The following is an 18,984-nucleotide window of genomic DNA, read 5'->3' on the forward strand; positions in this document are numbered from 1 at the left end:
TCCGCGACCACAGCACAGCGATCGAAGGGACGTACCGCCCATGGGTCACACGGCCACAGCCGAGGCCGGCTCCGCAGGCCTGACAGTGAGGGAGCACCGCCTGGCCAACGGCCTGCGCGTGGTGCTCTCCGAGGACCACCTGACCCCGGTCGCCGCGGTGTGCCTCTGGTACGACGTCGGATCGCGCCACGAGGTCGAGGGCCGTACGGGCCTCGCCCACCTCTTCGAGCACCTGATGTTCCAGGGCTCGGGCCAGGTCAAGGACAACGGCCACTTCGAGCTGGTCCAGGGCGCCGGCGGTTCGCTGAACGGCACCACCAGCTGGGAGCGCACCAACTACTTCGAGACCATGCCCACCCACCAGCTGGAGCTCGCGCTGTGGCTGGAGGCCGACCGCATGGGCAGCCTGCTGCTCGCGCTCGACCAGAAGAACCTGGACAACCAGCGGGCCGTCGTCAAGAACGAGCGGCGCCAGCGGTACGACAACGTGCCCTACGGCACCGCCTTCGAGAAGATCTTCCGCCTGGCCTACCCGGTGGGCCACCCCTACCGGCACACGCCGATCGGCTCGATGGACGACCTGGAGGCGGCCAGCCTGGAGGACGCCCAGCAGTTCTTCAGGACGTACTACGCGCCCAACAACGCCGTCCTGTCGATCGTCGGTGACATCGACCCGGAGCAGACCCTCGCCTGGGTCGAGAAGTACTTCGGCTCCATCCCCTCCTACGACGGCAAGCCCGCGCCCCGCGACGGCACACTGCCCGACGTCATGGGCGCGCAGATGCGCGAGGTCGTCGAGGAGAACGTGCCCGCCCGCGCGTTGATGGCCGCCTACCGGCTGCCGGAGGACGGCACGCGCGCGTGCGACGCGGCCGACCTGGCGCTGACCATCCTCGGCGGCGGCGAGTCCTCCCGCCTCTACAACCGGCTCGTCCGCCGCGACCGTACGGCCGTGACGGCCGGCTTCGGCCTGCTGCGGCTGGCCGGCGCGCCCTCCATGGCGTGGCTGGACGTGAAGACCTCCGGCGACGTCGAGGTGCCCGTCATCGAGGCCGCCGTCGACGAGGAGCTCGCCCGGTTCGCCGCCGAGGGCCCCACGGCCGAGGAGATGGAGCGCGCCCAGGCCCAGTTGGAGCGCGAGTGGCTGGACCGGCTCGGCACCGTCGCGGGCCGCGCCGACGAACTGTGCCGGTACGCGGTCCTGTTCGGTGACCCCAAGCTCGCCCTGACGGCTGTCGACCGGGTCCTGGAGGTGACGGCCGACGAGGTCCAGGAGATCGCCAAGGCGCGCCTGAGGCCCGACAACCGCGCGGTGCTCGTCTACGAGCCCGTCGCCGGCGACGAGGACGCCGAAGAGGAGACCGCCGCGGCCGAGGCCGCCGGAACCACCGACGAGACCGAGGAGTCGGCGAAGTGACCGAGCTCGCGACCATGGACTTCCACCCGCAGCCCCAGGCCGGAGAGGCCAGGCCCTGGGCGTTCCCGGCGCCCGAGCGCGGCACCCTGGACAACGGCATGACCGTGCTGCGCTGCCACCGCCCCGGCCAGCAGGTCGTCGCCGTCGAGGTGCTCCTCGACGCGCCCCTGGACGCCGAGCCCGCCGGCATCGAGGGCGTCGCCACCATCATGACCAGGGCCTTCTCCGAGGGCACCGACAAGCACACGGCCGAGGAGTTCGCCGCCGAGCTGGAGCGCTGCGGCGCCACCCTCGACTCGCACGCCGACCACCCCGGCGTACGCCTGTCCCTCGAAGTGCCGGTGTCGCGGCTGGAGAAGGCCCTCGGCCTGCTCGCCGACGCCCTGCGGGCCCCCGCCTTCGAGGACGGCGAGATCGAGCGGCTGGTGGCCAACCGGCTCGACGAGATCCCGCATGAGACCGCCAACCCCGGTCGCCGGGCCGCCAAGGAGCTCTCCAAGCAGCTGTTCCCGGCCACCTCCCGGATGTCGCGGCCCCGCCAGGGCACCGAGGAGACCGTCGAGGGCATCGACTCCGCGGCCGTACGCGCCTTCTACGAGCGGCACGTACGCCCCGCGACGGCCACCGCCGTGGTCGTCGGCGACCTCACGGGCGTCGACCTCGACGCGCTGCTCGGGGACACCCTGGGCGCCTGGACCGGCTCCCCGGCGGCGCCGCGCCCCGTGCCGTCGGTGAGCGCGGACGACACCGGGCGCGTGATCATCGTGGACCGCCCCGGTTCCGTGCAGACCCAGTTGCTCATCGGCCGGGTGGGCGCCGACCGGCACGACCGTGTGTGGCCGGCTCAGGTGCTCGGCACCTACTGCCTCGGCGGGACCCTCACCTCCCGCCTGGACCGCGTCCTGCGCGAGGAGAAGGGCTACACCTACGGCGTGCGGGCGTTCGGCCAGGTGCTGCGGGCCGCGCCCGACGGTTCGGGCATCGCGATGCTCGCCATCAGCGGCTCCGTCGACACCCCCAACACCGGGCCGGCGCTCGACGACCTGTGGACGGTGCTGCGCACTCTCGCCGCCGAGGGCCTGACCGACGCCGAGCGTGACGTCGCCGTGCAGAACCTCGTCGGGGTCGCCCCCCTCAAGTTCGAGACGGCCGCGGCCGTGGCGAGCACGCTGGCCGACCAGGTCGAGCAGTACCTGCCGGACGACTACCAGTCGACGCTGTACCGCCAACTCGCCGCCACCGGCACCGTGGAGGCCACCGCGGCGGCCGTGAGCGCCTTCCCGGTGGACCGTCTGGTGACCGTCCTCGTCGGGGACGCCGCGCAGATCGAGGAGCCCGTCAGGGCCCTCGGAATCGGCGAAGTCACCGTCGTCCCGGCCGAGTAGGGGCCGACCGGGCGGACGCGTGTCAGTGGGGCCCTGGTGACGGAAGAGTCACCAGGGCCCTCGTTTGTCCCTATTGATGGCGGAGGTTGCGTGTCTGACCTGTGGCGTACGCAACAAATCCTGTGATCCGTTTGTTATTTCGAAGACGGCCCACTTAGCGTCGGTCCGGCTGTTCGTCAGAAGTTCGCCGCACCCGCGGCACCGGACAGTCATCGCCGAGTCCCCGCATGGCGCGAGCCAGGGGAGCCGGGGACCCATCACAGTCCCTGGGGTGAATCGGGTGCCCTTCGCGGAGCGACGCGAAACGGGGGGTAGCCGTAGGAGACCTTCCTGCTCCGAACCCGTCAGCTAACCCGGTAGGCGAGAAGGAAGGAAAGGACCAGCCACTTCATGGCGTTCACCCGCGCCCCCGGGAAGCACCGCCGTCCCGGCCGTGTGCAGCGCACGACCACGAGGAACGTGGGCGTAGCCGCTCTCACCACCACCGGTGTCCTCGGCACTCTGGCCGGCCCCGCGCTCGCCGCGGAGGAGCCCGCCGTCGAGCAGACCGGCCTGAACCAGATCATCACCCTCGGCGACACGGTCGCGGACCAGGTCGACGCCCAGGCCGTGGCCCAGCAGCAGGCCGCCGAGGTGGCCGCCGTCAAGAAGAAGGCGCAGGAGGAGGCCAGGAAGGCCGCCGCCGAGAAGGCCGAGCAGGAACGTGCCGCCGCCAAGGAGCGCGAGGAGATCAAGGCCCGCGCCGCCCGTGCGGCCGAGCGCGAGCGCCTCAACGCCTACGTCGCCCCCATCAACGGCTCCTACATCTCCACCGGCTACAAGACCGGCGGCGCCGTCTGGTCCTCCGGCAGCCACACCGGTGTCGACTTCCACGCCGCGTCCGGCACCGCCGTCCTCGCGGTCGGCTCCGGCACCGTCGTGGAGGCGGGCTGGGGCGGCGCCTACGGCAACAACATCGTCATCAAGATGAACGACGGCACGTACACCCAGTACGGCCACCTGTCGTCCATCGGCGTCTCCGTCGGCCAGACGGTCACCCCCGGCCAGCAGATAGGCCTCTCCGGGGCGACCGGCAACGTCACCGGCGCCCACCTGCACTTCGAGGCCCGCACGACGGCCGAGTACGGCTCGGACATCGACCCCGCCGCGTACCTGCGCTCGCACGGCGTGAACGTCTGACGCGCTTCCGACGCTTCCCAGGAGGCCCCGGCTCACCGAGCCGGGGCTTTCCTCGTTGTGCGTACCTGCCGAGCAAACCTGTTGTGACGCACCTCTTGTGACGAACCTCCTGTCCAAAAAATATCCCTGGATTCCGGTCCGCCATCGGAAATTCCGGCTCGCTGCAATAGAGTCGCTGGAACACACGTCAATCATCGACGTTTCACGGGGATTAAGGCGGAGGTCGGTCATGCGTATTCCGGCGCACTCGGTATGCACGGCGATCCGTGATGACATCGTCGCGGGTGTCTACGAGCGCGGCAGCCGGCTCACCGAGGAACTGCTCGCCCGCCGTTACGGCGTCAGCCGGGTGCCCGTGCGTGAGGCGTTGCGCACGCTGGAGGCCGAGGGTTTCGTGGTGACCCGTCGGCACGCGGGCGCGTGCGTCGCCGAGCCGACCGAGCAGGAGGCCGCCGACCTGCTGGAGATGCGCATGCTGCTGGAGCCCCTGGGGGCCGCCCGCGCCGCGCAGCGCCGTACGGAGGCGCACCTGAAGGTGTTGCGGGGCCTGGTCAGGCTGGGCCAGGAGCGGGCCAGGAGGGGCAACAGCGAGGATCTGCGCTCGCTGGGCGGCTGGTTCCACGAGACGCTCGCGCAGGCCTCCGGCAGCCCCGCCCTGACCTCGACGCTCGCCCAGCTGCGGCACAAGATCGCCTGGATGTACGCGGTCGAGGCGCCGGCCGACCCCGTGGAGTCCTGGGCCGAGCACGGCGGCATCGTGGACGCGGTCGCGCGTGGCGACAGCGACCGGGCCCGGACGATCACGTCCCTGCACACCGAGCGGGCCACCGCCGCGCACCGGCTCCGATTTCCGGCCGGGACCGGCGGGGCGGAGCGGCCGGAGCGTGTGAGGACTTCGCAACACCCCGTAAACATGCCGAGCCTGCGGCATTAACACAGGCGCCGTATACAAAGAGGGAAGAATTCCGAAGGGCATTATTTCTGCTGCCCGCAGAACGGAAACCGGACGGAAATGCGAAGGGCTCGCCCGATAAATCGGGCGAGCCCTTCGGTGTGTCTGCGGGGCGGCTTTTCAGGCCTTTCCGCTTCGGTTACCCGGTCGCTCAGACCGTCTCGGGGAGCTCTTCGAGCCCCTCGGCGACGAGCTTCGCCAGACGGTCGAGCGCGGCGTCCGCGCCCTCGGCGTCGGAGGCGAGCACGATCTCCTCGCCGCCCTGGGCGCCGAGGCCCAGGACCGCGAGCATGGAGGCCGCGTTGACGGGGTTCCCGTCGGCCTTGGCGATCGTCACGGGGATACCGGAGGCCGTGGTGGCCCGGACGAAGATGGATGCGGGTCGGGCGTGGAGGCCCTCGGCCCAGCCGACGTTGACGCGGCGCTCAGCCATGTGATGCTGCCCTTCAGGTGTCTCGGGTGCTGCAGAGAGGTCTAGACCGGGTTGTCTAGACCAGTTTCCCATATGGGGCGACGCGCCGGAACGGGCCCACGGCCTGACCGCGAACCGGCTGTCGCACTTCTGTTGTGCCTGTGTGGTGCGTCCCCCAGACTGCCCCGCGCCGTGGTCGGACGCGAGCCGTACTCTGGGGCCCATGCAGACCTCGTCGGACCGGCACGAGTACCCCGCCCACTGGGAGGCCGACGTGGTGCTGCGCGACGGCGGCACCGCACGCATCAGGCCCATCACCGTTGATGACGCCGAGCGTCTCGTCAGCTTCTACGAGCAGGTCTCGGACGAGTCGAAGTACTACCGCTTCTTCGCGCCGTACCCTCGCCTGTCCGCCAAGGACGTCCACCGCTTCACGCACCACGACTTCGTGGACCGGGTGGGGCTCGCCGCCACGGTCGGCGGCGAGTTCATCGCCACCGTACGCTACGACCGCATCGGCGCCGACGGGATGCCCGCGTCCGCCCCCGCCGACGAGGCCGAGGTCGCCTTCCTCGTGCAGGACGCCCACCAGGGCCGCGGTGTCGCCTCCGCCCTGCTCGAACACATCGCCGCCGTCGCCCGCGAGCGCGACATCAGACGCTTCGCCGCCGAGGTGCTGCCGGCCAACAGCAAGATGATCAAGGTGTTCACCGACGCCGGGTACCAGCAGCAGCGCAGCTTCGAGGACGGCGTCGTCCGGCTGGAGTTCGACCTGGAACCCACCGACCGCTCCCTCGCCGTCCAGCGCGCCCGGGAGCAGCGCGCCGAGGCCAGGTCCGTCCAGCGGCTGCTCGCCCCCGGCGCGGTCGCGGTCGTCGGCGCCGGGCGCACACCGGGCGGAGTGGGCCGCAGCGTGCTCGCCAACCTCCGGGACGCGGGCTTCACGGGGCGGCTCTACGCGGTCAACAAGGCGCTCGGGGAGGACGAGAAGGAACTCGCCGGGGTGCCCGCGCACCGGTCCGTCACCGACATCGAGGGCCCCGTCGACCTCGCGGTGGTCGCCGTCCCCGCCGCCCAGGTCCCCGAGGTCGTCGCCGAGTGCGGCGAGCACGGTGTGCAGGGCCTCGTGGTCGTCTCCGCCGGATACGCGGAGAGCGGGCCCGACGGGCGCGAACGCCAGCGCGAACTGGTGCGCCAGGCTCGCTCGTACGGCATGCGCATCATCGGGCCGAACGCCTTCGGGATCATCAACACCGCCCCCGACGTCCGGCTCAACGCCTCGCTCGCCCCCGAGACCCCGCGCTCCGGGCGCATCGGCCTCTTCGCCCAGTCCGGCGCCATCGGGATCGCCCTGCTGTCCCGGCTGCACCGGCGCGGGGGAGGGGTCACCGGGGTCACGGGCGTCTCCACGTTCGTCTCGTCCGGCAACCGCGCGGACGTGTCCGGGAACGACGTCCTCCAGTACTGGTACGACGACCCGGACACCGATGTCGTCCTGATGTACCTGGAGTCGATCGGCAACCCGCGCAAGTTCACCCGCCTCGCCCGGCGCACGGCGGCGGTCAAGCCGCTCGTGGTGGTGCAGGGGGCGCGCCATGGCTCCGCGCCCCTGGGCCACGCCGTGCGCGCCACCCAGCTGCCCCACACCACCGTGTCCGCCCTGCTGCGGCAGGCGGGGGTGATCCGGGTCGACACGATCACGGAACTGGTCGACGCGGGGTTGCTGCTGGCCCGGCAACCGCTGCCGGCGGGCCCGCGGGTGGCGATCCTGGGCAACTCCGAGTCGCTCGGGATGCTCACCTACGACGCGAGCCTCTCCGAGGGGTTGCGACCGCTGCCGCCGCTGGATCTGACGACCGGGGCCTCGGCGGGGGACTTCCACGCGGCGTTGTCGAGGGCGCTGGCGGACGACGCGTGCGACGCGGTGGTGGTGACGGCGATACCCGCGCTGGGGGAGACGTCGCCGGGGGACGCGGCCCTGGCGGAGGCCCTGCGGTCGGCTGCCGCCGCCAACCCGTCGAAGCCGGTGCTGGTCGTCCACGTCGAGCTGGGCGGGCTCGCGGAGGCGTTGTCCGCCGCGGCCAGCACGGCGCCCCAGGCCACCGAGAGGCCCCCTGGCTCCTCGGCCTCAGACCACCCGCTCCGCCGATCGCCCACCGAGGAGGGTGCGGGGACCGAAGCGACCCCGGGGACGGCAGGAACGGGCGTGGACCCGTCGTCGCCCGTCGGCGCGGAAAGCCTCGTAGGCGCAGGTGACGAGGCCGGGGCGGTGGCCCCTGCGGAGTCGGCCGATTCCCGCCTCATCCCCGCCTACCCCGCCGCCGAGCGGGCCGTTCGGGCGCTCTCCGAAGCCGTGAACCACGCCCAGTGGCGGCGGGAGGCGGCGGAGCCGGGCCGGGTGCCCGAGTACGAGGACATCGACGAGAAGGGGGCGGCCGAGCAGATCGACGCGCTGCTGGCCAGTGGTGAGGGGCTCACTCTCGGGGCGGACGAGACGGGCGCGCTGCTCGCGCGGTACGGCATTCGCCTGTGGCAGGCGCGCCCCGCGCCGACGCCCGACGAAGCCGCGAAGGCGGCGCAGCTCATCGGCTATCCGGTCGCTCTCAAGACGACCGCTCCGCACCTGCGGCACCGGGCCGACCTGGGCGGCGTACGGCTCGACCTGACGGACGAGGAGCAACTGCGGCGGACGTACGCGGAGTTGACGGACCTCTTCGGAGGGCCGGACGAACTGCGTCCGGTCGTGCAGGGCATGGCTCCGCGGGGGGTCGACACGATCGTGCGGACCGTGGTGGACCCGGCGGCCGGAGCGGTGCTCTCGTTCGGGCTCGCCGGTCCCGCGTCGCAGCTGCTCGGGGACATGGCGCACCGCCTGATCCCGGCCACCGAACGGGACGCGGCCGCACTGGTCCGATCGATCCGGACGGCACCCCTCCTCTTCGGCTGGAGGGGCTCGGCCCCCGTCGACACGGAGGCACTGGAGGAGCTGCTGCTGCGGGTGTCGCGGCTGGTCGACGACCACCCCGAGGTCGTGGCGGTCTCCCTGGAGCCCGTGGTCGTCGCCCCGCAGGGCCTCAGCGTGCTCGGCGCCACCGTCCGGCTCGCGCGCCCGCCCGCTCGCGACGACCTCGGCCCGAGGACGCTGCCGGTGTACTGAGGCGCGGCAGACGGCCCCCAGTATTGATCAGTCCACGACAGAACGGAGACGGCAGAGCGGTCCCTCGCAGTCGGTGCGCCACCGTAGGATGGACGTCATGGCCAAGACCAGTACGACGACCCAGGGGCTGCGTGCGGCGATCGAGCGCAGCGGCTACTACCCGGCCCTCGTGGCCGAGGCGGTGGAGGCCGCTGTCGGCGGCGAGGCCATCAAGTCGTACCTGGTCCACCAGGAGACGACGTTCGACGCGAACGAGGTGCGCAGGCACGTCACCGTCCTCGTCCTCACGGCCAACCGCTTCATCGTGAGCCACACCGACGAGCAGGCCGCGGACACCACGTCGCCCACGCCGTACGCCACGACGTCGACCGAGTCGGTGAAGATCGGCCGGATCTCGTCGGTCGTGCTCAGCCGGGTCGTCGCCAATCCCGAGTCGTACACCCCGGGCACCCTGCCCCGCGAGGTCGTCCTGACCATCGGCTGGGGCGCGGTCTCGCGCATCGACCTGGAGCCCGCCGCCTGCGGTGACCCCAACTGCGAGGCGGACCACGGGTACACGGGCAGCTCGACGGCGGACGACCTCAGCCTGCGCGTCAGCGAGGCCGGTGACGGCCCGGAGACCGTGCGCCAGGCCCTCGCCTTCGCGCAGTCCCTCTCCGAGGCGACCGCGGACACCACCCGCTGATGGCGCTGCCCACCTGGGACCACCCGGAACCGCTGGCTCTCGGCTCCGCCCCCGTCCCCGAGTACGGCGTCGGCTCGCTCGCCGACCTCCTGCCCACCGTCGCGGCGGGCATGGGGATCCCCGGTACGACCGCCTCGATACCGGAACTGACGGCGGCCGACCGGGTGTGTGTGTTCCTGGTCGACGGCCTGGGCTGGGAGCAGCTGAAGGCACACCCCGAGGAGGCGCCCTACCTGACGGCGCTGCTGGCGTCCTCACGCGGCGGCACGGGCCGCCCCATCACCGCCGGGTACCCCGCCACCACCGCGACCTCCCTCGCCTCCGTGGGCACGGGTCTGCCCCCGGGCGCGCACGGACTGCCCGGCTACACGGTCCGCGACCCGGGGACCCAGGAGCTGATGAACCAGCTCCGCTGGCAGCCGTGGACGTCGCCGAAGGTCTGGCAGCCGTACCCCACGATCTTCCAGCTCGCCGACCGGGCGGGTGTGCACACCGCCCAGGTCACCTCCCCGGCCTTCCAGAACACGCCGCTCACCCAGATCGCGCTGAGCGGCGGCACCTTCCACGGCCGCCTCTCCGGCGAGGACCGCATGGACCTGGCCGCCGAGCAGCTGTCCGCCGGGGACCGCGCCCTGATCTACACCTACTACTCCGAGCTGGACGGCGCGGGGCACCGCTTCGGTGTCGACTCCGACGCCTGGCGCGGTCAGCTCATGCACGTCGACCGGCTGGTCCAGCGTCTGGCCGAGCAACTCCCGCCGCGCACCGCCCTGTACGTGACCGCCGACCACGGCATGATCGACATCCCGTTCGACGAGCAGCACCGCATCGACTTCGACGAGGACTGGGAGTTGCGTGCCGGGGTCGCCCTGCTGGGCGGCGAGGGCCGGGCCCGCCATGTGTACGCGGTGCCGGGCGCCGAGTCGGACGTCCTGACCTGCTGGCGCGAGGTGCTCGGCGAGCAGTTCTGGATCGCCTCGCGCGACGAGGCCATCGCGGCGGGCTGGTTCGGCCCGCAGATCGACGAACGCGTGTACGCCCGCATAGGCGATGTGGTCGCGGCGGCCCATGACGACGTCCTGATCGTCGCCTCCGAGCGGGAGCCCAAGGAGTCGGCGATGGTCGGCAACCACGGTTCGATGACCCCCGTCGAACAGTTGGTGCCGCTCCTCGAAGTACGCTCCTGAAAGGTCCTGCCGCCGCTCACCCCGCCCTCCCGCCGGATCCGTAACCTCGCCCTCCTCGCCGAAAGGTGCTCAACTCAACATGCCCGAGCTCGTGTTCTTCTCCGGAACCATGGACTGCGGGAAGTCGACGCTGGCGTTGCAGATTACGCACAACCGGTCGGCGAGGGGGCTGCAGGGCCTGATCTTCACTCGGGACGACCGTGCGGGGGAGGGGAAGCTCTCCTCACGGCTCGGTCTGGTGACCGACGCGGTCGAGGCGGTGCCGGGCATGGATCTGTACGCCTATGTTGTCGAACGGGTGTCCCACGGTGGCAGGGTCGACTACTTGATCGTGGACGAGGCGCAGTTCCTGGCGCCGGTGCAGATCGACCAGTTGGCGCGGGTCGTGGATGACTTGGGCATGGATGTCTTCGCCTTCGGTATCACCACCGACTTCCGCACGAAGCTCTTCCCCGGCTCGAGGCGGCTGATCGAGCTGGCGGACCGCCTTGAGACGCTCCAGGTGGAGGCGATGTGCTGGTGCGGGGCGCGTGCGACGCACAACGCCCGCACGGTGGGCGGAAAGATGGTGGTGGAGGGTGAGCAGGTCGTTGTCGGTGACGTGAGCAGCCCCGCCGCGGATGTCGGCTATGAGGTGTTGTGCCGACGTCACCATCGTCGCCGGATGACGAGCGCTTCGGTCCGCGCCGGCGCGCTGTCGCCGGACGTCCTGCCGGTGGCCACTGAGTGAGGTTGTTCGGCTGAGCAGGGCGGGTTCACTCCGACGTGGTCCGCAGGGCCTCCCGGTCTCCCGACGACGCCCGCTCTGACACCGCCTGCCGTTCTCGGCCGACGTGCGGCCCGTGACCTCGTGAGGGACGAGCAGCACACCTTCGGCAGTCCTCCTGAACGCCCGACGGCAGCCCAACGCGGCGCCTACGATGCACGCACGGGGACGGGGCACCAGCCAGGCCCCAGGGGTACGCGGTGCCCAGGGCGGGGGGCGGGGGGGCGGGGGCATGGGACCGGGCACGAGAAGCGGGGACGATCCGGTGATCAGGGTCGCCGCCGTGGACGACCACCCCATCCTCCTCGACGGCATCTCGGCGCACTTCGCCCGCCATGCGCCCGACATCCGGCTCGTGGCGACGGCCGACGACGTCGGCACCCTGCTCGAAGAACACACGGCCGACGACATGGCGTCCGTCGTCCTGCTCGACTTACGGCTGCGCGACGGCAGCGACGTCGCGTCGAATGTCCGCCGGCTGCGGGCCACCGGGGCGCGAGTGCTGGTCTACACCGGCGAGCAGCGCCCAGCACTGGTGCGCCGGGCCCTCGACGAAGGGGCGCTGGGCCTGGTGCTGAAGGAGGATCCGCAGGACCGGCTCGTCGAGGCGATCCGTACGGCGGAGACGGGCGAGATCTACGTCTCCAGCCGCCTCGCCCACTCGATCGTGACAGATCCACGAGGCAACGTCCGGTTGTCCGAACGGCAATTGCGGGTGCTGGAACTGATATCCCGGGGCCTGCCGCACGCGGACATCGCACGCATGCTGCACATCACCGAGGACACCTTGCGCACCCACCGCAAACGGGCGGTCGACGCCTACGCGAAAGCGGCTGACGAACGGGTGGGTGGTACCGGCGAACTCATCTACCGGGCCGTGGCCGACGGTCACATCGACATCGGCCCGGACCTGCCGGAACGGGCAGAGCCCTGACGCCGGGGTCCTACCGGTACGGGGTGGAGTGCGGGCTGTCCCGAGCGGCGGCGGCTCTGTCGGCCCTGTTCGCCCTGAGCTGGTCGGCGTTCCTGCTCTTGGGAGGCACGGAGCTGGAGCCGGATGTCCGCACGGTGGCGGTGGTGTTCCTGGCGCAGGCCGTGGTGACGGTCGTGCGGGGTGTGCGTCTACGGCTTTCGAGGGCGGACACCGGCGCGGCCGTCGCCCTGGCGCTGCTCGGACAGGCGGTGCTCGCCGTGGGCGGCGCTTCCCGCCTCGTGGTCGGGCAGCGCTGTCTGCTGACGGTCCCCGCCGTGCTGCTCGCCGTCCTGCTGCTGCCGCGCCGTGCCGGCCGGTGTACCTGCCTGGTCGCGATCGGGGCGCAGATCGCCACATCCTGGCCCGCGGACGGTCCGGCAGAGGCCGTTGAGGGTGTCTGGCCGGTGGTGGCGACGGCGGTGGCCGGCGAGGTGCTCACCCACCTGATGCGTGCTGCCGGCGACCGGGCCGACCGGGCGCAGCGACGTGTACGGGCCGTGCGGGCGGCGGCGGGCCGTGAGGAGGGCCGACGCGAGGCCCACCGGCACTTCCAGGGCATGCTGCACGACGAGGTGAGTACCGCCCTGCAGGCCATCAGCATGCCCGGTGTCCCGGTGCCCCGGCTGCGGGAAGCGGCCACAGGTGCCGTGGCTGCGCTCGCCTCCGCCCCGGCCGGGCCGGGGCGTGACGGCCGCACGGACCTGGCAGCCGTGGTACGCGCGCTACGGCCGCCCACGGGGACAGCGCTGACGGTCGAGGCCGAAGGTGCGGTCCAGGTCCCCTCGCAGGTCGCCGAAGCGGCGGCCGGCGCCGCCCGCGAGGCGCTGCGCAACGTCGAGGAGCACGCCGGGGCCCGGACCGTCCGCGTACGGCTGCGGGGCTGCGGGGGACCCGGCCGTCCCGGCGCGCAGCGGGACGAGGGCTTCGCGCTGAGCATCACGGACGACGGTGCGGGCTTCGCCGCCGGAGAACTCGCCCCGTCCTCGGTGGGGTTGCGTCGCTCGGTGATGCGGCGGATGGACGCAGTCGGAGGGAGCGCGGAGGTCCACAGCACCCCAGGACGAGGGACCACCGTACGACTGGAGTGGCGTCCCCCGGTCGCCGAACCGGCGGCTGAGGGGGAAAAGTCCGGCCTCTCGGAAGGAACCGCCGAGGACACCGCCGGGCGGATGCGGGCCGCCGTGGGGGACGTGCGGCGCCCGCTGGCTGCCGTCTGTCTGCCGTTCCTCACGGTCATGGGCGTCATCGCGGCGATCCACACCTCCCGCAGCCCGGGCACCGGCCCTCTGCTGGTCTGGTACGCGCTGCTTGCGGCACTCACCGTGGCCCTCCTCCTGCGGGCGGACTCGGGGATCCCGGGCCCCGTGGCCGGCGCCGCCTGCGCGTTCGCCGTCGCCGGGGCGCTCGGCAGCTTCCTCGTCCTGCCCTTGTCCGCACTCAAGGACTTCGACTCGTGGCCGATCGGCGCGGTGACACCGCTCCTGACACTGCTGGTGATCGTCCGCCCCGCCTGGGAGGCACTGACGGCGCTGGCACTGGAGCAGGCAGGGATCGTCGTCCTCGTCGTCACCGGTCCACCGATCGCCCCTACGTCAGGCGCGACCGCGGCCATCGTGCTGCCCGCGCTCTTCGCGCCCGCGCTCGGCGTCATCGCGGGCCTCGCCATCGGACGCACCGTGGCTCACCTGGGCGGGGTGACAGCGCGTGCCGAAGCCGCCCGGTCGGCCGCGCTCGCCACCGAGGCGGCCCGCCGGGCCCGGGAGGAACTGCACCGCGGACGGCTGGCCCACCTCGGCGAGGAGATACTGCCGTTCCTCGCCGAGGTGGGGTCCGGGCGGTGCGCCCCCGACGACCCCGGGGTACGCGACCGCGCCCGCCTGCTCGCCGGCGCGGTCCGGGACGAGATCCAACTCCCCGGTGTGCTCGGCCGTACCGTACGCGAGCTCCTGGCCGCGGCCCGCCGGGCGGACTGTGCCGTCGTCATCCAGTCGGACTCCGACGACCTGCACCCACCGGCCTTTCTGCGCCTGCTGCTGACCACCGCACTGACCTGCGGCCCCACCCCGCGCGAGGTCTTTCTCACCGTGAACGCGACAACGGGCGCCGTACGTGCCTCCCTGGTGGTGCTCCCGGGAGACGAACGGCGGGCGCGGGCGCTGAGTGACGCCCTTACGGGCGCCGGTGCCGGAACCCACGCCGAGGTGACGAACTCCGCCACCTCGACGTGGGTCGAAGCGGACGTCCGCGCACCCTGATCCCGGACCGCGCGTTCCGCCGTGCCGGCCCGGGCTGTCACCACTGGCGGGGACAGCCAGAAGGCGCGGCGGCCGGGAACATCGAAGGACGCCGGGGCACGGGGCCCCGACGATTCCGAGGGGACGGCCATGTCCGGATCCATCCGCGACCGCCTGCGGCGGTTCACCACGTCGGTCGAGCAGTCCGACGACCTCTCGCCCGCCCAGAGGAGGGCGATCCTCCAGGGGTACGAGGAGGCTCTCGGCACGGAGGCACCGCCCCGGCTGGTCCTCATCGGCGAAGCCGGGGTCGGCAAGTCCACGACAATCAACGCACTGTTCAACGCGGGCCAGGAGGTCGGCCACAGCAGGGCGACCACCGACCGGGCCTGGACCATCCCGGTGCAGCAGGTGAGCGGGAGCAACGGCACGCTGGAGGTCGTCGACATGCCGGGCCTCGGTGACGACATCGCCAACTACCGCCGTTACCTGGACCTGTACCGCGAGGTCCTGCCGACCGCAGACACCATCGTGTGGGTCCACCCGGCCAAGGACCGGATGGTCCACCTCGTCCAGCAGGCGCTGGTGGACATCTTCGGTCCCAGTCCGGAGCTGGTCGGCCGGCTGGTGTTCGGCCTCAACAAGGCCGACGAGATCGGCCCGCACGACTGGAACACGCACGCGAACCTGCCCTCCGAACTCCAGCGGGCCGCGCTGCGGGAGCGGGAGGAGGACTTCACCAGCCGGATCGCCCGGGTGCTGCCGGCCTGGCGGGGCCGGGCCGTGTCGTACGCGGCGCTCCGGTTCTACAACCTGACCGCCCTGTTCAAGGAAATGATGTACGCGGTGCCCGAGCAGCGCCGATGGGTCCTGGAGCAGCGGATGGCCCTGGCGGACTTCACCGCTCTGGTGGACCGCAAGCTGCTGCAGGCCGCCACGGCGACGACACTGGCCGAGGTCCCGGCGAGCGATCCGGAGCGGCCCGCCTCGCCTGAACCGGTGGGGGACCAGATGCGGCAGCCGGGTCCGAACCCACCCGGATCCGTCGCCGACGCGCTGGCGGCGCTCTCGGACGCCCAGTGGCGGGACCTGTACGCCGATCGATCGCGGCTCGACGAGTTCGTGCGGCGTGTGGAGCGGGGGAACGGCCGATGAACGCCGAGCCCGGAAAGGGGGCGGACCTCGACGCGGTCGTGGATGCCCTGCGCGTGGTCATGCGGGAGCACGAGGAGAACCTGCGGGAGATCGACCGTCTGTCGGAAATCTCCCTGCGGCTGTGGCTGAGCAGCGTGGCCGACCGGATCGCGGCGGTTGCCGGGGTCTCCCTGGCACGCGTGCATGCCCTTATCGGTGACCTGGCGTCGATCGCGGTCAACGCGTTCGCGACGGGGAAGCGCTCGTACCGGGAGGCGTACCGCAAGGCCCGCCGTATCCCGCGCACCTCGACCGGCTGACGCGGAGCGGAGGACACCATGGTGTGGGTCGAGTTCGCCTTTCCCGGTTGCCCGGCCTGCTCCCGCTCGTGGGCCGTCAGCCGCCATCGCGACTGCCCGGCGGGCGGCGGGAGTGGAGCAGGCGAGGGGGGCGGCGGTCTGGATGTGGACCCGGACCGGTCGCGGGTGCGGTGCACGCGCTGCCGACGGACCTGGGGGGTGTGGGAGACGCGCTTCCACTGCGCCTGCGGACACCGGTTCGAGGCGCAGGAGGTGGAGGAGGCGGTACGGGAGATCATCCGCGTCGCCTCGCTGTTGGCGCGGGTGCTGGCCCAACAGGCCCGGGATCTGGCCGAGATCCGTCGCGCCGGAGAGGCGTCGTTCCGAGCCTGGGCGAGCCGCTTCGCCGACGCGGTGGCGGGCTCGCTCGGGGCGATGGCGGGCCGCCTCGTCGGCAGCCTGCTGCGGGCCCTGGACTGAATGAGCGGGTGGGACCGGCCCTGAGCCGTTCCCACCCGTCAGCCGACGCATGCTGTGCTCCGCGCAGGGTGAGTATGCCGGGGCCACTCGTCCCAGCGGCTCACTGAGAGGTGTCCGTCATGTCGCGCCGTGCGCCAGAGGCCCTGCGGGCCCTTCGCGAGGGGCCCTGTCGGTTCTGCGACGCCACGGAGTCGGGCCGGATCGAGGGCCGGTTCGCCCGGCCGGCACTCCGTCGGCCTCCTCATCCGGCACGGTCTGCTGAAGCCGTATCGGACGGTCTGGTGAAGCCCGTGTCAGATCGACCAACTCGCCCGCGTCGAGGTCCTCCAGGTCGAGGCCCTGTGCTGGTGCGGCGCCCGCGCCACGCACAACGCCCGCACGATAGGCGGTCAGATGGTCGTCGAGGGTGCCCAGGTCGTCGTCGGCGACGTCAACCAGCCGGACGACATCGGCTACGAGGTCCTGTGCCGCCGTCACCACCGCCGCCGCATGACGGCCGCCACCGCCCACGCGGGCGCCCTCTCCCCGGACGTCCTGCCGGTCGAGACGGCCTGACCCCGACGCCGGTCGAGACGGCCTGACCCCGACGCCGGTCGCGACGCGGGCCCGCGCCCCGGTTCACCCGACCGTGCGACCGTCCCCGCCGGCGGCTCGGTGTTCCGTGCGCACCACCGCGAACTTCGCGCCCTCCGGGTCGGCCACGGTCGCCACCGGTCCATGAGGGGTGTCGTGGACCGGCTCGAGCACATGGCCGCCGAGTTCGATGACGCGATCGGCTGCCTCGTCGGGGTCGGTCACCTCGAAGTAGGTCAGCCAGTGAGGGCCCCGGTCACGGGGGAGCGCGCTGCCGACACCATGGATGCCGGCCACCGGGCGGCCCCCGATGCGCAGGGTGACGTAGTCGAGGTCGGCGGAGACCACCGGCTCCTCCTCGTAGCCGAACGCCGTCTCGTAGAACTTCGCGACCAGCGAGCTGTCGACGGTGAGAAGTTCGTCCCAGGCGGGCGTGCCGGGGACGCCGGTGATGTCCGCGCCGAGATGCTCCACCGCCTGCCAGATGCCGAACACGGCGCCCGCGGGGTCGGAGGCGATCACCAGACGGCCCGCCTCACCGGCGTCCAACGGGCCCACACCGACGGTGCCGCCGCAGTGCCGCACCGTCTCCGCCGTCCGGTCCGCGTCGGCCGAGGCGAAGTACGGCGTCCAGGCGATGGGGAGATGACGGTCGGGCGGCAGCTGACCGATCCCCGCCACCTGGCGCCCGTCGAGCAGTGCCCGCACATACGGGCCGAGCTGCTGGGGGCCGGGCTGGAACTCCCAGCCGAACAGCGCTCCGTAGAACTCCTGGGTCGTGGCCATCCCGTGCACCATCAGACTCACCCAGCAAGGTGTGCCCGGTGCGTACACGGCGCCGTTCAGGCCGGCCGACCCCCGTGCCTCGGTCATCGTCACTCTCTCCTCGGCCCCTCACGGTGGCCGTGTCCGTCGCCCTCGGTACGCGTGTACCGCGCCCACGCGCGATCACGCCCCGTGCCGATGCTCGCACCACCCGTGGCGTGACGGCCCCGCGCCGCACCGCCGCGCGACCCGTCCGTACGCGAGGAGCCCGGCTCGCCGATCCCGGTCGTCGTCCGCGCCGCCGGCGTGTGGTGTCCAAGCCGTTGTACAGCTCGTGCCCGATCCCGTACGCCCGGTGATCGGCACCGCTCGGCGGGCAGAGTAGCCCGAGCCGGGCGAGGCGGCCACCCCGTGCGCGAGGATGGGGGCCATGAACGCCATCATCTCGGCCCCCGACCTCGCGAACGAACTGGCGGGAGACCACCCGCCGGTGATCCTGGACGTCCGCTGGCAGTTGGGCGGCCCGAATCTGCGCCCCGAGTACGAGAAGGCGCACATCCCGGGAGCCGTCTTCGTCGATCTGGACGCCGAACTCGCCGGTCCGGCGGGCTCGGGCGGCCGCCATCCACTGCCCGACATCGGCGCCTTCGGTACCGCGATGCGGGCGGCCGGAGTCTCCGCCGACCGCGGCGTCGTCGTGTACGACGGCGGGCTCAACTGGGCCGCCGCACGGGCGTGGTGGCTGCTCCGCTGGGCCGGCCACCCCTCGGTACGGGTCCTGGACGGCGGTCTGGCCGCCTGGGCCGGCACGCTGACGGCCGAGATCCCGGAGCCCGCGCCCGGTACCTTCGAGCCCGTCCCCGGCACGCTGCCGCTGCTCGACGCGGACGGCGCCGCCGCGCTGGCCCGCACCGGACTGCTCCTGGACGCACGGGCCGCCGAACGCTACCGAGGCGATGTGGAACCCATCGACCCGGTCGGCGGGCACATTCCGGGCGCGGTGTCGGCCCCGACCACGCAGAACGTGGCCGAATCCGGCCTCTTCCGGACCGCCGCCGAACTGGCCGACCGCTTCGAGGGACTGGGCGCGAAGCCCGACTCCGAGGTCGGTGTGTACTGCGGCTCGGGTGTCTCCGGCGCCCACCAGGTGCTGGCGCTGGCCGTGGCGGGCATCCCGGCGGCCCTCTACGTGGGCTCGTGGTCGGAGTGGTCCCGGGACGGTGACCGTCCGGTGGCCACCGGACCGGACCCGCAGTGACCCGGCGCTGACGGCATGCCGTGGGGCCCACGTCTGAACGACGCGGGCCCCACACACGTATGAATGACCGATCCTGCACCCGAGAGAAACGGATCTGCTGGACGGAGCGAAAGGAGTGACCGCTCCGA

16 protein-coding genes, 1 pseudogene and 1 riboswitch are annotated in these 18,984 nt (G+C 72.3%); of the genes and pseudogenes, 15 read left to right on the forward strand and 2 right to left on the reverse strand.

What is annotated here, in order from left to right; all coding sequences use genetic code 11:
* The first annotated feature begins 40 nt into the window (after window positions 1-40).
* From RM704_RS14875 to RM704_RS14890, 4 genes are all read left to right on the forward strand, one after another.
* Entirely contained in the window at window positions 41-1,417 is a 1,377-nt protein-coding gene (locus RM704_RS14875; RefSeq protein ID WP_192829559.1) for a M16 family metallopeptidase, read from the forward strand.
* Entirely contained in the window at window positions 1,414-2,802 is a 1,389-nt protein-coding gene (locus tag RM704_RS14880) for a M16 family metallopeptidase (RefSeq protein ID WP_033525169.1), read from the forward strand. Before RM704_RS14875 ends, RM704_RS14880 begins: the two co-directional genes overlap by 4 nt.
* A gap of 203 nt (window positions 2,803-3,005) precedes the next feature.
* Window positions 3,006-3,179: riboswitch (cyclic di-AMP (ydaO/yuaA leader) on the forward strand.
* Between the two features lie 13 nt (window positions 3,180-3,192).
* Window positions 3,193-3,981, forward strand: coding sequence for a M23 family metallopeptidase (locus tag RM704_RS14885; protein ID WP_033525170.1), 789 nt, complete (start codon window positions 3,193-3,195; stop codon window positions 3,979-3,981).
* A 229-nt stretch (window positions 3,982-4,210) separates the two neighbouring features.
* Entirely contained in the window at window positions 4,211-4,915 is a 705-nt protein-coding gene (locus RM704_RS14890) for a GntR family transcriptional regulator (protein ID WP_033525171.1), read from the forward strand.
* 169 nt (window positions 4,916-5,084) lie between these two features.
* Here the strand turns inward: RM704_RS14890 and RM704_RS14895 are convergent, their stop codons facing one another.
* Entirely contained in the window at window positions 5,085-5,366 is a 282-nt protein-coding gene (locus RM704_RS14895; protein ID WP_013000229.1) for an HPr family phosphocarrier protein, read from the reverse strand.
* 202 nt (window positions 5,367-5,568) lie between these two features.
* Here RM704_RS14895 and RM704_RS14900 point away from each other — a divergent pair, with 202 nt between their 5' ends.
* The 10 genes and pseudogenes from RM704_RS14900 to RM704_RS14945 all read left to right on the forward strand — a co-directional run.
* Window positions 5,569-8,502 carry a bifunctional acetate--CoA ligase family protein/GNAT family N-acetyltransferase gene (locus tag RM704_RS14900; RefSeq protein WP_033525172.1) on the forward strand — a complete coding sequence of 978 codons (2,934 nt, stop codon included), beginning with the start codon at window positions 5,569-5,571 and terminating at the stop codon, window positions 8,500-8,502.
* Between the two features lie 97 nt (window positions 8,503-8,599).
* Entirely contained in the window at window positions 8,600-9,187 is a 588-nt protein-coding gene (locus RM704_RS14905; protein ID WP_033525173.1) for a DUF5998 family protein, read from the forward strand.
* Window positions 9,187-10,374, forward strand: coding sequence for an alkaline phosphatase family protein (locus RM704_RS14910; protein ID WP_033525174.1), 1,188 nt, complete (start codon window positions 9,187-9,189; stop codon window positions 10,372-10,374). Before RM704_RS14905 ends, RM704_RS14910 begins: the two co-directional genes overlap by 1 nt.
* 79 nt (window positions 10,375-10,453) lie before the next feature.
* Entirely contained in the window at window positions 10,454-11,104 is a 651-nt protein-coding gene (locus RM704_RS14915; RefSeq protein ID WP_033525175.1) for a thymidine kinase, read from the forward strand.
* Window positions 11,105-11,372: 268 nt separating this feature from the next.
* Window positions 11,373-12,074, forward strand: a complete 702-nt coding sequence (locus RM704_RS14920; protein WP_033525176.1) for a response regulator — start codon at window positions 11,373-11,375, stop codon at window positions 12,072-12,074.
* 23 nt (window positions 12,075-12,097) lie between these two features.
* Window positions 12,098-14,368, forward strand: a complete 2,271-nt coding sequence (locus tag RM704_RS14925) for an ATP-binding protein (protein WP_033525177.1) — start codon at window positions 12,098-12,100, stop codon at window positions 14,366-14,368.
* Window positions 14,369-14,497: 129 nt separating this feature from the next.
* Window positions 14,498-15,502, forward strand: a complete 1,005-nt coding sequence (locus RM704_RS14930; protein WP_033525178.1) for a GTPase family protein — start codon at window positions 14,498-14,500, stop codon at window positions 15,500-15,502.
* Window positions 15,499-15,801, forward strand: coding sequence for a hypothetical protein (locus tag RM704_RS14935; RefSeq protein ID WP_033525179.1), 303 nt, complete (start codon window positions 15,499-15,501; stop codon window positions 15,799-15,801). The genes RM704_RS14930 and RM704_RS14935 overlap by 4 nt, the downstream gene beginning before the upstream one ends.
* 198 nt (window positions 15,802-15,999) lie before the next feature.
* Window positions 16,000-16,260, forward strand: a complete 261-nt coding sequence (locus tag RM704_RS14940; protein WP_033525180.1) for a hypothetical protein — start codon at window positions 16,000-16,002, stop codon at window positions 16,258-16,260.
* 312 nt (window positions 16,261-16,572) lie between these two features.
* Window positions 16,573-16,815: pseudogene (locus RM704_RS14945) on the forward strand (thymidine kinase); the annotation flags it as partial.
* Window positions 16,816-16,878: 63 nt separating this feature from the next.
* Here the strand turns inward: RM704_RS14945 and RM704_RS14950 are convergent.
* Window positions 16,879-17,706 carry a VOC family protein gene (locus RM704_RS14950; protein ID WP_033525181.1) on the reverse strand — a complete coding sequence of 276 codons (828 nt, stop codon included), beginning with the start codon at window positions 17,704-17,706 and terminating at the stop codon, window positions 16,879-16,881.
* Window positions 17,707-18,028: 322 nt separating this feature from the next.
* On the opposite strand from RM704_RS14950, the gene RM704_RS14955 reads away from it, so the two are divergent.
* Entirely contained in the window at window positions 18,029-18,856 is an 828-nt protein-coding gene (locus tag RM704_RS14955; RefSeq protein WP_033525182.1) for a sulfurtransferase, read from the forward strand.
* The last annotated feature ends 128 nt before the right edge of the window (window positions 18,857-18,984 follow it).

Source organism: Streptomyces gottesmaniae (genome assembly GCF_031845845.1).
Classification (GTDB): Bacteria; Actinomycetota; Actinomycetes; order Streptomycetales; family Streptomycetaceae; genus Streptomyces; species Streptomyces akebiae.

Coding starts and splice junctions, on each gene's coding strand:
- RM704_RS14875 (WP_192829559.1), top strand. CDS start 41: ATGGGTCACACGGCCACAGCCGAGGCCGGCTCCGCAGGCCTGACAGTG.
- RM704_RS14885 (WP_033525170.1), top strand. CDS start 3,193: ATGGCGTTCACCCGCGCCCCCGGGAAGCACCGCCGTCCCGGCCGTGTG.
- RM704_RS14890 (WP_033525171.1), top strand. CDS start 4,211: ATGCGTATTCCGGCGCACTCGGTATGCACGGCGATCCGTGATGACATC.
- RM704_RS14895 (WP_013000229.1), bottom strand. CDS start 5,366: ATGGCTGAGCGCCGCGTCAACGTCGGCTGGGCCGAGGGCCTCCACGCC.
- RM704_RS14900 (WP_033525172.1), top strand. CDS start 5,569: ATGCAGACCTCGTCGGACCGGCACGAGTACCCCGCCCACTGGGAGGCC.
- RM704_RS14905 (WP_033525173.1), top strand. CDS start 8,600: ATGGCCAAGACCAGTACGACGACCCAGGGGCTGCGTGCGGCGATCGAG.
- RM704_RS14910 (WP_033525174.1), top strand. CDS start 9,187: ATGGCGCTGCCCACCTGGGACCACCCGGAACCGCTGGCTCTCGGCTCC.
- RM704_RS14915 (WP_033525175.1), top strand. CDS start 10,454: ATGCCCGAGCTCGTGTTCTTCTCCGGAACCATGGACTGCGGGAAGTCG.
- RM704_RS14920 (WP_033525176.1), top strand. CDS start 11,373: ATGGGACCGGGCACGAGAAGCGGGGACGATCCGGTGATCAGGGTCGCC.
- RM704_RS14930 (WP_033525178.1), top strand. CDS start 14,498: ATGTCCGGATCCATCCGCGACCGCCTGCGGCGGTTCACCACGTCGGTC.
- RM704_RS14935 (WP_033525179.1), top strand. CDS start 15,499: ATGAACGCCGAGCCCGGAAAGGGGGCGGACCTCGACGCGGTCGTGGAT.
- RM704_RS14950 (WP_033525181.1), bottom strand. CDS start 17,706: ATGACCGAGGCACGGGGGTCGGCCGGCCTGAACGGCGCCGTGTACGCA.
- RM704_RS14955 (WP_033525182.1), top strand. CDS start 18,029: ATGAACGCCATCATCTCGGCCCCCGACCTCGCGAACGAACTGGCGGGA.